Annotated in this window: 12 protein-coding genes; 7 read left to right on the top strand and 5 right to left on the bottom strand. The window is 73.5% G+C overall.

Annotated elements, in window-relative coordinates:
* Positions 1-62: 62 nt before the first annotated feature.
* On the bottom strand, positions 63-677 hold the full coding sequence (locus ACFWUY_RS12935; protein WP_384106448.1) for an Lrp/AsnC family transcriptional regulator: 615 nt from the start codon (positions 675-677) through the stop codon (positions 63-65).
* A 178-nt stretch (positions 678-855) separates the two neighbouring features.
* On the opposite strand from ACFWUY_RS12935, the gene pdhA reads away from it, so the two are divergent.
* From pdhA to ACFWUY_RS12900, 7 genes are all read left to right on the top strand, one after another.
* Entirely contained in the window at positions 856-2,016 is a 1,161-nt protein-coding gene (pdhA, locus tag ACFWUY_RS12930; protein WP_384106445.1) for a pyruvate dehydrogenase (acetyl-transferring) E1 component subunit alpha, read from the top strand.
* Positions 2,016-3,062, top strand: coding sequence for an alpha-ketoacid dehydrogenase subunit beta (locus ACFWUY_RS12925; protein WP_384106442.1), 1,047 nt, complete (start codon positions 2,016-2,018; stop codon positions 3,060-3,062). Before pdhA ends, ACFWUY_RS12925 begins: the two co-directional genes overlap by 1 nt.
* Positions 3,062-4,465, top strand: a complete 1,404-nt coding sequence (locus ACFWUY_RS12920; protein ID WP_384106439.1) for a dihydrolipoamide acetyltransferase family protein — start codon at positions 3,062-3,064, stop codon at positions 4,463-4,465. The genes ACFWUY_RS12925 and ACFWUY_RS12920 overlap by 1 nt, the downstream gene beginning before the upstream one ends.
* Before the next feature lie 285 nt (positions 4,466-4,750).
* A complete protein-coding gene (locus tag ACFWUY_RS12915; protein WP_384106436.1) occupies positions 4,751-5,605 on the top strand; it encodes an NTP transferase domain-containing protein in 855 nt (284 codons plus the stop codon).
* The gene (locus ACFWUY_RS12910; protein WP_384106433.1) at positions 5,602-7,020 is read left to right on the top strand and encodes a molybdopterin molybdotransferase MoeA; all 1,419 of its coding nucleotides are present in this window, start codon (positions 5,602-5,604) and stop codon (positions 7,018-7,020) included. The genes ACFWUY_RS12915 and ACFWUY_RS12910 overlap by 4 nt, the downstream gene beginning before the upstream one ends.
* A gap of 20 nt (positions 7,021-7,040) precedes the next feature.
* Positions 7,041-8,102: a potassium channel family protein gene (locus tag ACFWUY_RS12905; protein WP_384106554.1), complete on the top strand. Its 1,062-nt coding sequence runs from the start codon at positions 7,041-7,043 to the stop codon at positions 8,100-8,102.
* A 130-nt stretch (positions 8,103-8,232) separates the two neighbouring features.
* Positions 8,233-9,219, top strand: coding sequence for an NAD(P)H-quinone oxidoreductase (locus ACFWUY_RS12900; RefSeq protein ID WP_384106430.1), 987 nt, complete (start codon positions 8,233-8,235; stop codon positions 9,217-9,219).
* A gap of 77 nt (positions 9,220-9,296) precedes the next feature.
* Here ACFWUY_RS12900 and ACFWUY_RS12895 read toward each other — a convergent pair whose 3' ends face one another.
* From ACFWUY_RS12895 to ACFWUY_RS12880, 4 genes are all read right to left on the bottom strand, one after another.
* The gene (locus ACFWUY_RS12895; RefSeq protein ID WP_384106427.1) at positions 9,297-9,845 is read right to left on the bottom strand and encodes a bacterial proteasome activator family protein; all 549 of its coding nucleotides are present in this window, start codon (positions 9,843-9,845) and stop codon (positions 9,297-9,299) included.
* Between the two features lie 97 nt (positions 9,846-9,942).
* Entirely contained in the window at positions 9,943-12,813 is a 2,871-nt protein-coding gene (locus ACFWUY_RS12890) for an ABC transporter permease (RefSeq protein ID WP_384106423.1), read from the bottom strand.
* On the bottom strand, positions 12,810-13,520 hold the full coding sequence (locus tag ACFWUY_RS12885; RefSeq protein ID WP_384106420.1) for an ABC transporter ATP-binding protein: 711 nt from the start codon (positions 13,518-13,520) through the stop codon (positions 12,810-12,812). Before ACFWUY_RS12885 ends, ACFWUY_RS12890 begins: the two co-directional genes overlap by 4 nt.
* 99 nt (positions 13,521-13,619) lie before the next feature.
* A complete protein-coding gene (locus tag ACFWUY_RS12880) occupies positions 13,620-14,375 on the bottom strand; it encodes a PadR family transcriptional regulator (protein ID WP_384106417.1) in 756 nt (251 codons plus the stop codon).
* Positions 14,376-14,401 lie beyond the last annotated feature (26 nt).

Below are 14,401 nucleotides of genomic sequence, written 5' to 3'. Positions count from 1 at the left end.
GGCTCCGCCGCGGCCTTCGGGCGCGGGTCGGTGTGGCCGGGACCCGTACTGCGCCGCCGGCCTCACGCGCGCGGATCGGTGTTCAGGTCCGTCTCCTCGAAGACCAGCAGCGTGCGCGTCGACAGCACCTCGGGGATCGCCTGGAGCCGGGTGAGCACCAGCTCGCGCAGCGTCCGGTTGTCCGGCGTGTGCACCAGCAGCAGGACGTCGAAGTCCCCGCTGACCAGTGCGATGTGGGCGGCGCCCGGCAGTGTCTTGAGCTGGTCCCGGACCGTGCGCCAGGAGTTCTGGACGATCTTGAGCGTGATGTAGGCGGAGGCGCCGTGGCCCGCGCGCTCGTGGTTGATCCGGGCGCTGAAGCCGCGGATCACCCCGTCGTCGATGAGCCGGTTGATGCGCGCGTACGCGTTGGCGCGGGAGACGTGCACCCGCTCGGCCACGGAGCGCACCGAGGCACGGCCGTCCGTTTGCAGCAACCGCAGGATGTCCCGGTCGATCGCGTCGAGCGGGCGTGCCGACGGCGCGCCCGTCGGCACGCCGACCGGCGCGCTCAGGGCCTCGCCGGGCACCTCGTCCTCGGCCCCGCCGGGGGCCCCGCCCGTGTCGCGGCCCATGTCGCGGCCCGTCTCGTCGCCCGGAACCCCGCTCCGGTCGACGGCCATTTGTTCATCCGCCATGTCCCCCCGCCTCTCTCCGCTGGACGACCTGCTCCTATCCCAGGCTGTGGAGAACCGTTTGTCCACAGGCTGAAGGTGCCTGTAGCCAAAATGCCTCCACGACCGAACAATCGGTAGGTGAGGCGCACCACACTCGCGCCATCCGCCTTCGGGTCTTCATGCCCGCTCCCACGAGGAGGTGGACTCGTTGCAACAGCGCAGTTCGACAGTCCAAGAGCCGCCCGGTGCCGTTCCCGCCCACCGGCCCACCCCGCCGCCGGCGTGGCAGCCGCGCACCGACCCCGCCCCGCTGCTGCCCGACGCCGAGCCGCTGCGCGTGCTCGGCACGGACGCCGTGGCCGACGCCGACCCCGCGCTGCTGCTCCGGCTCTACGCGGAGCTGGTCCGCGGCCGCCGGTACAACACGCAGGCCACCGCCCTCACCAAGCAGGGCCGCCTCGCCGTGTACCCGTCCACCACCGGCCAGGAGGCGTGCGAGATCGCCGCCGCCCTCGTCCTGGAGGAGCGGGACTGGCTCTTCCCCTCGTACCGCGACACCCTGGCGGCCGTCGCCCGGGGCCTCGACCCCGTACAGGCGCTGACCCTGCTGCGCGGCGACTGGCACACCGGGTACGACCCGCACGAGCACCGCATCGCACCGCTCTGCACCCCGCTGGCCACCCAGCTGCCGCACGCGGTGGGCCTCGCCCACGCCGCCCGGCTCAAGGGTGACGACGTGGTCGCCCTCGCCATGGTCGGCGACGGCGGCACCAGTGAGGGCGACTTCCACGAGGCGCTGAACTTCGCGGCCGTCTGGCAGGCCCCGGTGGTCTTCCTCGTGCAGAACAACGGCTTCGCGATCTCCGTGCCGCTCGCCAAGCAGACCGCCGCCCCCTCCCTCGCCCACAAGGCCGTCGGATACGGGATGCCCGGACGGCTCGTCGACGGCAACGACGCGGTCGCCGTCCACCAGGTCCTCACCGAGGCCGTGGCACGCGCGCGGCGCGGCGGCGGCCCCACGCTCGTCGAGGCGATCACGTACCGGATCGACGCCCACACCAACGCCGACGACGCCACCCGCTACCGCGCGGCCGGCGAGGTCGAGACCTGGCGGGCGCACGACCCGATCCTGATCCTCGAACGGGAACTGACCGAGCGCGGCCTGCTCGACGAGGACGGCAGGCGCGCGGCGGCGGAGGCCGCCGAGACGATGGCCGCGGAGCTGCGCGAACGGATGAACGCCGACCCGGTGCTCGACCCGATGGACCTCTTCGCCCACGTGTACGCGGAGCAGACCACGCAGCTGCGCGAACAGGCGGCGCAGCTGCGCGCCGAGCTCGAAGCCGAGGGTGAGGCGTGATGACGACCGCGACGACCGGCCCGGCCGCGGCCAAGGCCGGCGGAAACGCCGGCAGGACCAAGCCCGCCACGATGGCGCAGGCGCTCCAGCGCGCCATGCGCGACGCGATGGCCGAGGACCCGACCGTCCACGTGATGGGCGAGGACGTCGGCACCCTCGGCGGCGTCTTCCGGGTCACCGACGGGCTCGCCAAGGAGTTCGGCGAGGACCGCTGCACGGACACCCCGCTGGCCGAGGCCGGCATTCTCGGCGCGGCCGTCGGCATGGCCATGTACGGCCTGCGACCGGTCGTCGAGATGCAGTTCGACGCGTTCGCCTACCCGGCGTTCGAGCAGCTGATCTCCCATGTGGCGAAGATGCGGAACCGGACGCGCGGCACGATGCCGATGCCGATCGTCATCCGCGTCCCGTACGGCGGCGGCATCGGTGGCGTCGAGCACCACAGCGACTCCTCCGAGGCCTACTACACGGCAACCCCCGGTCTCCACGTCGTCACCCCGGCCACCGTCGAGGACGCCTACGGGCTGCTGCGCGCGGCCATCGCCTCCGACGACCCCGTGGTCTTCCTCGAGCCCAAGCGGCTCTACTGGTCCAAGTCCGACTGGTCCCCCGAGGCGCCCGCGCCCGTGGAGCCGATCGGCAAGGCCGTCGTACGGCGGCGGGGCACCGGGGCCACCCTGATCACCTACGGTCCCTCCGTGCCCGTCTGCCTGGAGGCGGCGGAGGCCGCCCAGGCCGAGGGCTGGGACCTGGAGGTCGTCGACCTGCGCTCCCTCGTGCCCTTCGACGACGAGACGGTCTGCGCCTCGGTGCGGCGCACCGGCCGCGCGGTCGTGGTCCACGAGTCGACCGGCTTCGGCGGCCCCGGCGCGGAGATCGTCGCGCGCGTGACCGAGCGATGCTTCCACCACCTGGAGGCACCGGTGCTGCGGGTCGCGGGCTTCGACGTCCCGTACCCGCCGCCGATGCTGGAGCGGCACCACCTGCCGGGCGTGGACCGGGTCCTGGACGCGGTGGCGCGGCTGCAGTGGGAGGCGGGAAGCTGATGGCGCAGGTGCTCGAGTTCAAGCTGCCCGACCTCGGTGAGGGGCTCACCGAGGCGGAGATCGTCCGCTGGCTGGTCAGCGTCGGCGACGTCGTCGCCATCGACCAGCCGGTCGTCGAGGTCGAGACGGCCAAGGCCATGGTCGAGGTGCCCTGCCCGTACGGCGGTGTCGTCACCGCCCGGTACGGCGAGGAGGGCACCGAACTCCCCGTCGGCGCACCGCTCCTGACGGTCGCGGTGGGCGGTACGGGGGCGCCGGAGATCGCCTCCCCCGGCGTTTCGGGGAAAACCGCCTCCGCGGCTTCCGGCGCCTCCGCCGTGTCGTCCGAGCACTCGGGCAACGTGCTGGTCGGATACGGCACGGCGGAGCCCGCCGCCCGGCGCCGCCGGGTGCGGCACCAGAGCCCGGCCGTGGCTCAGAGTCCCGCGCCCGCCGCTGCCCCCGTCCCGGTTCCGGCGGCTGCTCCGGCGCCCGCCGCCGTGGGCGTCGGCGGACACGAGGGGCCGGTGCCGGTCATCTCGCCGCTCGTGCGGAAGCTGGCCAGGGACGGGGGACTCGACCTGCGGGAGGTCCGCGGATCGGGGCCCGAGGGGCTGATCCTGCGGGCCGATGTGGAGCGGGCCCTCACGGCCGTCGAGCCGTCGGCCGCCGCGACCGCGACCGCGGCCGTGCCCGTGTCCGCCGGTACTCCCGCTCCGGCACCCGCCGCCGCGGCCGGTGAGCGGATTCCGCTGCGCGGGGTCCGCGGCGCCGTCGCGGACAAGCTGTCACGCAGCCGTACGGAGATCCCGGACGCCACCTGCTGGGTCGACGCTGACGCCACGGAGCTGATGGCCGCGCGTGCGGCGATGAACGCGGCCGGCGGGCCGAAGATCTCGCTGCTCGCGCTCCTCGCCCGGATCTGCGTCCACGCCCTCGCCCGGTTCCCCGAGCTCAACTCCACCGTGGACACCGCCGCCAGGGAGATCGTCCGGCTGCCGGCCGTGCATCTCGGCTTCGCCGCCCAGACCCCGCGCGGTCTCGTCGTCCCCGTGGTCAAGGACGCGGGGAGCCGCACGGCGGAGTCGCTGACGGCGGAGTTCGCCCGGCTGACGGAGGCCGCCCGGCAGTCCGCGCTCACCCCGGCGGATCTGACGGGTGGCACGTTCACCCTGAACAACTACGGGGTGTTCGGGGTCGACGGCTCCACACCGATCATCAACCACCCCGAGGCCGCGATGCTCGGCGTCGGCCGGATCATCCCCAAGCCCTGGGTGCACCAGGGCGAACTGGCCGTCCGTCAGGTGGTGCAGCTCTCGCTCACCTTCGACCACCGCGTCTGCGACGGCGGCACGGCGGGCGGCTTCCTGCGGTACGTGGCGGACTGCGTCGAGCGGCCCGCGGTCCTGCTGCGCACGCTCTGACGGTCCGCGCCGGTCCGGGCCACCGCCCTCCCCGGGGCGGCGGCCCGCCGGCCCGGAAGTGCTCCTGCGGGAGCACGCTCTCCGCGGCGGCCCGCCGGCCCGGGGCGCTCGGTGTCCGGTGTTCCTGAGTGGGCGCTCTCTGCGGCGGCCCACCGCCCGGGACGCTCCTGGGAGGGCCTGCCGGCGGGACTCCCTCCTCCGTGAGAGCCGTTGGTCCGGCCCGGTCCGTCTCTCTGGGTGGGACGGGGCGGGCGTCCGCGGACCCCCGAGCCCCATACTGCTGGGGTGACCACCGCCTACGACGCCGTCGTGCTCGCCGGGGGCGCCGCCCGGCGTCTCGGCGGTTCCGACAAACCCGCGGTACGAGTCGGGGGAAGGACCCTCCTCGACCGGGTCCTCGCGGCCTGCCCCGACGCGGGCCTGACCGTGGTCGTCGGCGATCCGCGCCCGACGGCCCGTCCCGTCCGCTGGACCCGGGAGGAGCCGCCCGGCGGTGGGCCGGTGGCCGCCCTCGACGCCGGAGCCCGGGAGACGGAGGCCGCCGTCCTCCTCGTCCTCTCCGCCGATCTGCCCTTCCTGGACCGGGACACCGTACGGACCCTCCTGGCGGCGCTCGACGGGGCTCCCGAGGCGGAGGCCGCCCTCCTCGTCGACGCCGAGGGAAAGGACCAGCCGCTCGTCGCCGCGTACCGGACCGGACCGCTGCGACGCGAGCTGCGCCGTCTCACGCACGACCACCGAGGACTCGACCACCTGCCGTTGCGCTACCTCACGCGGGTGCTCCGCCCCGTCCGGGTCGCCGCGGGCGCTCTCGCCTCCTTCGACTGCGACACCTGGGAGGACATCGCCACGGCCCGGGCCCGCATCAGGGAGCATGGGACCGTGCTGGATGAATGGATCACCGCAGTCAAGGACGAACTGGGCATCGAGCTGGACGTCGACACCGGCGTGCTGCTCGACCTGGCCCGTGACGCCGCCCATGGAGTGGCGCGCCCCGCCGCGCCCCTGACCACCTTCCTGGTCGGGTACGCGGCGGCGCGCGCGGGCGCCGAGGGCGGTCCGGAAGCGGTCGCCGAGGCCGCTCGCAAGGCCGCCGCGCTGGCCCAGCGCTGGGCCGCCGAGCAGGACGAGGCCGGATGAGCCCGAAGGAGCCCGCCCCGGTGCCCCCGGGCACCGCCACCGACGCGCGTGCCGGGCAGCCGCACCGGGCCACCGCCTGGCCCGAGGCGCGAGCCGCCGCCGTCCGCGCCGGGGTCTTCGCGCGGGCCGGCCGGACGCCGCGGGGCGTTCCGCTCGGGCAGACGCTCGGCGAGGTCCTGGCCGAGCCGCTGCTCGCCCTCACCGACCTGCCGCCCTTCGACACCTCCGCCATGGACGGCTGGGCGGTCGCCGGCCCCGGCCCCTGGACCGTGCGCGAGGACGGCGCCGTGCTCGCCGGGCAGGCGTCCTCGGCCGTGTCCGCCGCCGGTGAGGCCGTGCGGATCGCGACCGGCGCCCGCGTCCCCTCCGGCACCACCGCCGTCCTCCGTACCGAGCACTCCCGTACCGAGCAGGCGGGCACAGGCGCCGCCACCCTGCTGCACGCCCTCCGTGAGGTGGTGCCGGGGCAGGACATCCGCCCCCGGGGCCAGGAGTGCCGCGCCGGTGACGAACTTCTCCCCTCGGGGACCCGCGTGACCCCGGCCGTGCTGGGCCTCGCGGCCGCCGCCGGATACGACGAGCTGCCCGTGCCGTACCGCCCCCGGGTGGAGGTCCTGGTCCTCGGCGACGAGCTGCTCACGGCGGGCCTCCCCCACGAGGGGCTCATCCGTGACGCCCTCGGCCCGATGCTCGGCCCCTGGCTGACGGTGCTCGGCGCCGAGGTCCTCGCCACCCGGCGGATCGGTGACGACGCCGAGGAGCTGTACGCCGCCGTCACCGGCTCCACCGCCGACCTCGTCGTCACCACCGGTGGAACCGCCGCCGGGCCCGTGGACCATGTCCACGGGGTGCTGGAGAAGGCCGGCGCCGCCCTCCTGGTCGACGGGGTGAAGGTCCGGCCGGGCCACCCGATGCTGCTCGCCCGCCTCGGGGCCGAGCCCGCCCGGGATCACCAGGTCAGGGACCGCCACGCCCGGGACCGCCACGTCCGGCACCTCGTCGGGCTCCCCGGCAACCCGCTCGCGGCCGTGTCCGGCCTCCTCACGCTCGCCGAGCCCCTGCTCACGGCCCTGATCGGCGCCGGACCGGGACCGGGACCTGGGCCCGAAGCCGAAGTCGTAGTCGAAACAGGCATCGAAGCCGCTCCGGCCCCGCTCCTGCCCCGCGTCCCCGTCCAGGACGAGGTGCACGGGCATCCGTACGACACACGCCTCGTCCCGGTCGTCCGCCGTGGCGGGCGGGCCATACCCCTGCACTACAGCGGACCGGCCATGCTCCGGGGCATCGCCGCCGCGGACGGCTTGGCCGTCGTACCGCCCGGCGGCGCGCTGCCCGGCCAGGAGCTGGACATCCTCGGCCTTCCCTGGCCGACCGAGGCGGGGGCCGTACCGGCCCAAGGAGCGTGTTTCACGTGAAACTTCCCAGTCGTGACGTGATGGCCCGCCACGCGGACGAGAAACTCTCCGGCCCCCGGGTCAGCATGCCTCGACACGTCGTCGAGCGGCCGCTGCGCCAGGTCGGCAAGCGTCTGCTCATGGCGCTCGGCGTGCTGGTCCTGACGGTCCTCATCGTCTACGTCGACCGCGATGGCTACCACGACAACGCCAACGAGACGCTCGACTTCCTCGACTGCGTCTACTACGCGACCGTGACGCTCTCCACCACCGGGTACGGCGACATCGTCCCGTACAGCGACACGGCGCGGCTCGCCAATATCCTGCTGGTCACGCCCCTGCGCGTGCTGTTTCTGATCATCCTGGTCGGCACCACTCTCGAAGTCCTCACCGAGCGGACCCGCGAGGAGTTCCGGCTGAACCGCTGGAGGTCCACCTTGCGCGACCACACCGTCATCGTCGGCTTCGGCACCAAGGGGCGGTCCGCGATCCAGACCCTCTGCGCCACCGGTCTGAGCAAGGAGCAGATCGTCATCGTCGACCCGTCCAGCAAGGTCATCGAGACGGCGAACGCGGACGGGTTCGTCGGTGTCGTCGGCGACGCGACCCGCAGCGACGTGCTGCTCCGTGCCGAGGTGCAGCGTGCCCGGCAGATCGTCATCGCCACCCAGCGCGACGACACGGCCGTCCTGGTCACCCTGACGGCCCGGCAGCTCAACCGGGGCGCGAAGATCGTCGCCGCCGTCCGCGAGGAGGAGAACGCGCCGCTGCTGCGCCAGTCCGGCGCGGACGCGGTCATCACCAGCGCCAGCGCGGCCGGGCGCCTGCTCGGCCTCTCCGTGCTCAGCCCCAGCGCCGGCACGGTGATGGAGGACCTGATCCAGCAGGGCTCCGGCCTGGACCTCGTGGAGCGCCCGGTGACCAAGAGCGAGGTCGGCAAGAGCGTGCGGGAGACCGGCGACCTGGTGGTGAGCGTCCTCCGGGGCCACCGGCTGCTCGGCTACGACGATCCCGCGGCCAGTCCGCTCCAGCTCACCGACCGGGTGATCACCATCGTGCGCGCCGCGCCGGTCACCCGGCTCACCACACCGCCGGAGGACTGAGCGGGAACCACCCGCCACCGGAGGATCGAGCGGGACCCACCCGCCGCGGGAGGACCGAGCGGGGACCGTCCGCCGGAGGAGGGAGCGGGGGCACCCGCCCCGGGGTGGTGGCGGGAGTAGCCTCGCCGCCATGTATGCGATCACGATTCCGGAACCCGGTGGTCCCGAGGCACTCGTCTGGGCCGAGGTGCCCGATCCCGTACCCGGCGAGGGCGAGGTGCTCGTCGAGGTGGTGGCGAGCGCCGTCAACCGCGCCGACCTGCTCCAGCGCCAGGGCTTCTACGACCCGCCGCCGGGCAGCTCCCCGTACCCCGGTCTGGAGTGTTCGGGCCGGATCGCCGCCGTCGGCCCGGGGGTGTCCGGCTGGTCCGTCGGCGACGAGGTGTGCGCGCTGCTCGCCGGCGGCGGTTACGCGGAGAAGGTCGTCGTCCCGGCCGGCCAGCTGCTCCCGGTACCGGAGGGTGTCGACGTGGCCACGGCCGCCGCGCTTCCGGAGGTCGCCTCCACGGTCTGGTCCAACATCTTCATGATCGCGCACCTGCGGCCGGGCGAGACGCTGCTCGTGCACGGCGGCGCGAGCGGCATCGGCACGATGGCGATCCAGCTGGCGAAGGCGGTCGGGGCGCGGGTCGCTGTCACCGCGGGGGGCCCGGAGAAGCTGGCGCGCTGCGCCGAACTCGGTGCGGACATCCTCATCGACTACCGCGAGCAGGACTTCGTCGAGGAGCTGCGCGAGGCGACCGACGGGGCGGGCGCGGACGTCATCCTGGACATCGTCGGCGCCAAGTACCTGGAGCGGAACGTGCAGGCGCTGGCCGTGAACGGCCGGCTCGTCGTCATCGGTCTCCAGGGCGGTGTGAAGGGCGAGCTGAACCTGGGGGCGCTGCTCGCGAAGCGTGCCGCCGTCCTGGCGACCACGCTGCGTTCCCGTCCGGCGGAGGAGAAGGCGGCGATCGTCGCCGCCGTACGGGAGCACGTCTGGCCGCTGATCGGCGCGGGCACGGTCCGGCCGGTGGTCGACCGTACGGTGCCGTTGGAGGACGCCGCCGAGGGCCATCGCGCGCTGGAGTCCGGCGGTCACGTCGGCAAGGTGCTGCTGCTCGCGCCCCGGGGCTGACGCGCCATGCGGAAGGGGCCCGGCACACGGTGTGCCGGGCCCCTTCTGTCTCCACGGACGCCCTACGGGCGATGGACCTACAGGTACGGCCCCGAGCGGACCGCGTGGCCGGGGCCCCGGTCGTCATCGTCATCGTCGTGGGACGCGCCCGGCGGCAGCGCCCTGCGCATCTGCTCCAGCTGCGCGCGGGCCGCCATCTGCTGGGCGAAGAGGGCGGTCTGGATGCCGTGGAAGAGGCCCTCCAGCCAGCCCACGAGCTGGGCCTGCGCGATGCGCAGCTCCGCCTCGGAGGGGATCGCCTCGTCCGTGAACGGCAGGGAGAGGCGCTCCAGTTCCTCGACCAGCTCGGGCGCGAGCCCGTCCTCCAGTTCCTTCACGGAACTGGCGTGGATGTCCTTGAGTCTGACCCGGCTGGCCTCGTCGAGAGGTGCCGCGCGTACTTCCTCCAGGAGCTGTTTGATCATGCTGCCGATCCGCATGACCTTCGCAGGCTGCTCGACCATTTCCGTCACCGGGACCTCGCGGGGTTCGTCGTCGCCCTGAGTGCCGCCGAGCGCCATCCCGTTCTGTCCCACGATGAGGACCTGGGGGCTCTCCTGCGACCTGTCATTCCTCGGCATCTCCATGCCGCCATTCTCTCGTACATACGCGTCACGACGGGGTGTGCCCCTGTACGAGGGTGATCCACCCTCGTACAGGGGCACAGGAAGGCAACGAAGACCGTCAGGTCGCCGCGCGCCGGGCCAGCGCGCCGCGCGAGCGGGTCACCAGGGCGGCGAGCAGCGCGGCACCCAGCGGTACGGCGACGAGCAGGCCCGCGAGGGTCTCCCAGGGGATGACGATCGGGACGTACGGCGGGCCGGACATGCCGTTGTCCCAGCCCTGGCTGATCGCCTCCTCGTAGTAGCGGATCTGTTCGCGCTCCTCGGTGAGACGGAGGCCCATGGCCGGCAGGACACCGGCCGCCGATCCGAGGATCACGCCCATCGCCGCGACGACTCCGCACTGGAAGCCGCTGAGCGTACGGCGGACCCGGGGCGGGGCGCCCACGGCGGCGAGCGTCTTGAGGTCGGCCTCGGCGTCGGCCTGGGCGAGGCCGGTGGCGATGCCGGCGGCGCCGATGGTGACGAGGCCCGCGAAGATCGCCAGGGCGATCAGGAAGAGGTCGTCGTCGTTGACGAAGCCCTCCTCCACGTGCAGGTCGACATCGCTGCCGAGCTTGGCGAGCTCGCCCTCGAGCTTCTGGCGCTCCTCGGTGCCCGGCATCCGCTCGGTGCTGAAGTACGCACCCGCCGGCAGGGTCGAGAGTCCGGCGGCCTTCGCGGTGGCCGGGGTCATCAGGAACTGGACGCCGTAGGACTCCTGGCCCTCGGGCACCGGATAGGCGGGGACGGAGCTGACCTTTCCGGGCGCGGGCAGGCCCTTCTCCGAGGCCCTGTCGGCGGCGGGGATGTCGGTGACCTGCTTGATGCCGACGGTGCCGTTCTTGTCGATCTCGGCCCGGGAGAAGGCGACGATCTTCCCGTCGGCGAGGGCCTTCACGGCCTCCGGGTCGTCGACGCCGAGGACCTGGAGGACCTTCGCGTCACCGACGAGCAGGCCGCCGTCGACGGAGACCCAGCCGCCGCTGGAGGCCTGGTCGCACCGCCAGTCCTCGGTGATCATCTTTCGCCGCTGTTCGGGGGTGTACTTCTGGCTGGGGTCGCCTTCGCCGGGCAGGGTGGTGGCGTACAGCGGGCACTCGTTCGCCTTGGGAAGCACGACCTCGTAGCGGCCGCAGCCCGGGGTGTTGCCCCAGGGGTCGCAGCCGGGCTTGCCGACCGAGACCCGCTCGACGTCGGCGCGGACGTCGACGGGGAGGTGGCGCTGGACCGCCTCGCGGACCGCGGGGACGTCCCGGCCGCCCTCCTCCAGGACGAAGGTGGAGACCGCCCCGTGCGGCAGGCGGGCCTGGTAGCCGGCCCTGTTCTGCGCCTCGCTGCTGGCCGTGAAGGTGGAGACGGCGACCGTGCCCGCGACGGCGGCGAGGACGGCGGCGACGGCGGGGGCCGTACGTCCCCGGTTGCGGACGGCGTCCCGCAGCGCGAGCCGCGGCGACAGCGGCAGCCAGCGCCCGGCCCGCCCGAACAGGCCCACCAGGGCCGGGGTCATGGCGACGACGCCCAGCTCGGCGAGGGCCGAGCCGGCCGCCACGACGATGAACTGCTCGGAGACCATGGAGCCGAACAGGGCGATCGCGCCGCCGAGCAGGACGGCCGCGAGGCCGATCAGCGGCAGCACCCTGCTACTGCGGCGGACGCCGCGACGGCCCGTGAGCGAGGCGAGGACGGTCTGCCGGGAGGCGGTGACGGCCGGCACGATCGCCGCGAGCAGACCGGTCAGAACGGCGAGCAGCGCGATGCCGAGGAGTTCGAGCGGCCGGACGTCGAAGGCGCCGAACCGCTGGTTCATGACGTCCTCGAGGACCGGCTGGAGTGCCAGGGTGAGGATCACGGCGAGGACGGTGCCGGTGACGGCCGCCGCGACGCCGATGACCAGACCGCCGCTCAGCACGATGGCCCGGATGTGGCTGCGGGCACCGCCGTTGGCCCCGACCAGACCGAGCTGGCGGCGCGAGCGGCGGGCGCCGACGGCGAAGGCCGGTCCGGCGAGCAGGCAGATCTCCAGCATCGCCAGGCCGACGACCGTGCCGATGGCGGCGAGTTCGGCGGCGTCGTCCACCGGGCTGGACTCGTACAGGCCCCAGCTTTCCTTCTGGTAGAGCGGTACCTCGGAATCGGCGGGCGGGTCGATGAGGACGGCGCGCGACGTGACGGTCACGCCCTTGGCGTTGATCTCCTTGACCATGTTCCACGTGAAACCACCGGACTTGCTCACCAGATAGGTGGTGGAGGTCGAGGGGGCCGAGAGTCCGGCCTTCTCGACCGCCTTGCCGTACGGGGCGAGGAAGGCTCCCGGCAGCGCGTTGACCTGGTCGGCGGCGAGCGCGTCGGGAAGTTCGTAGGAGCCGACGATCCGGTACGGACGGTCGAAGTTGCGGGCGGAAAGGGTCGAGCCGACCTTCAGACCGCTGCTCTCCAGGAAGTGCGAGGTCGCCACGACCTCGTCGTTCTTCTCCGGGAAACGCCCCGTCAGGAGGGTCATGATGCCCCGGGCCATCGGGTCGGAGGCCTTCAGCTCACGCACGTCGGCCGTGAGCAGGCCGTGGACCGTGGTCAGCTTGGCCGACCCGGTGCTGTCCTCGAGGACCTTGGAACCCGCGGGGAACGTCTTGGTGACGTCGGTGCGGCCGTTGGGCCACGGCTGGTCCTTGTACTCCTTGACCGGCGTGTTCATCTCGCCGGTCGGGTCCTGGTAGATCGGGACGCCCTCGACCTGGGCGTCCCGGAATATCGCGTCGGCCGCGCCCATCGACCTCGTCGCCCGCTCGGCGGGGGACAGCTCGGAACTGCGGTAGGTCAGATCGAGGGCGCTCACGCCCAGGATCGGCAGGGCGATCATGGCCAGGACGAGGGCGCTGCGGCCCTTGGAACGCCACGCGTCACGACGGGCGATGCGGATCGCGGCCCGCCAGGAATGGAACCAGGTCTTCACGCCTCTGCCACCTGGCCCGACAGCAGGGAATCGGCCTCGCTGCGCACGGTCTGGTCGACGATGGCGCCGTCCCGGAGGAAGACGACGCGGTCGGCCCAGGCGGCGAACCTCGGCTCGTGGGTGACGAGGACACCGGCGGCACCCGCGTCACAGCGGGTGCGCAGGAGGGCGAGCACGGACTCACCGGTCTCGGAGTCGAGGGCGCCGGTCGGTTCGTCGGCGAGGGCACGGGCGATGGCGATCCGCTGCTGCTGGCCGCCGGACATCTCGTCGGGGAAGCGGTCGGCGAGGTGGCCGAGCCCCATCTCCTCCAGTGCCTTGAGGGCCTCGACCCGCGCCTTGCGGGCGGAGGTCCCGTCCAGCTCGCGGGGCAGGGCCACGTTCTCGGCGGCGGTGAGCGCCGGGATGAGGTTGTAGTCCTGGAAGACGTAGCCGATGCTGCGGCGGCGCAGTGCCGCGAGCTCCTTGGCGCTCGCGGTGGTGATGTCGGTGTCCTCGACGATCACCCGGCCGGAGGTGGGGGTGTCGAGGCCGCCCGCGATGGTCAGCAGCGTGGACTTGCCGGAGCCGGACGGGCCCATGACGGCGACGAGTTCACCCGGGTACACGGCGAGGTCGATACCGCGCAGGGCGTGCACCTCGGTGGCACCCGCGCCATGGACGCGGGTCAGGTTCTGGAGTTGCAGCACGGGCTGCGGTGCGGACATGAGGGGTCCCCCCTTGGACGTACACGACGGTCGGCCGGGTACGGGAACGAGCGGTGAAAGGTGGTGCGTCAGCGGTACGGGTGGGGCGCGCGCCGGTGGTCAGCGCGGCCCGGCCACGGGCGGGGCGGCCTCGGCGTCCCGCCCTGCGGGAGCGGGAGCGGGGGCCGGAGCGGGCGCCGAAGCCGGACCGGGCGCGGGAGGCGCGGCGGGCGGCACGTCCGGAGCGTTCAGAGCGTCCGGAGCGGACACGTCCGGCGTCGTCGGCGTGCCCGGGGCGTTCGCGGCCGGAGCCGGAGCCGGAGCCGGAGTCGGAGCCGACAGCCGGATCAGCCGGGATTCGCAGTGGTCCAGCCAGCGCGCCTCGGCCTCGGTCTGGAAGATCAACTGCTCCAGGACGAGCAGCCAGGCCACGTCGTCCCGTTCGCGGGCCGCGCCGCTCTCGACGGCGACGAGAGCCTGGGCCTTGAGGCGGGTGTAGTCCTGCATCGCCTTCACGGTGTGCCGGCGCTGGGACTGGATGACGTGGCGGATGTCGACGCCGGGGGCGCCCACGGCCATGGCGAGCTTGATGGCCAGCTCGTCACGGGCGGGGCTGGTGCGGTCCACCGGCTTCTCGAACCAGGTCCTGAGCTCGGCGCGGCCGCTGTCGGTGATCGCGTAGAGGGCGTGCCCGGCCGCGTCCTCGCCGCCCTGGGCGACCATGCCGTCGCGCTCCAGCCTGCTGAGGGTCGTGTAGACCTGGCCGACGTTGAGCGGCCAGGTGGAGCCGGTGCGGGACTCGAACTCCGTACGGAGCTGGGAGCCGTACCGAGGGCCGCTTTCGAGGAGGGCGAGAAGCCCGTGGCGGATCGACATACTCAGTATGTATACCGGGTATGCCG

Source organism: Streptomyces sp. NPDC058664, from assembly GCF_042716635.1.
Lineage (GTDB): Bacteria > Actinomycetota > Actinomycetes > Streptomycetales > Streptomycetaceae > Streptomyces.
This window is presented reverse-complemented; position numbering and strand designations above follow the sequence as displayed.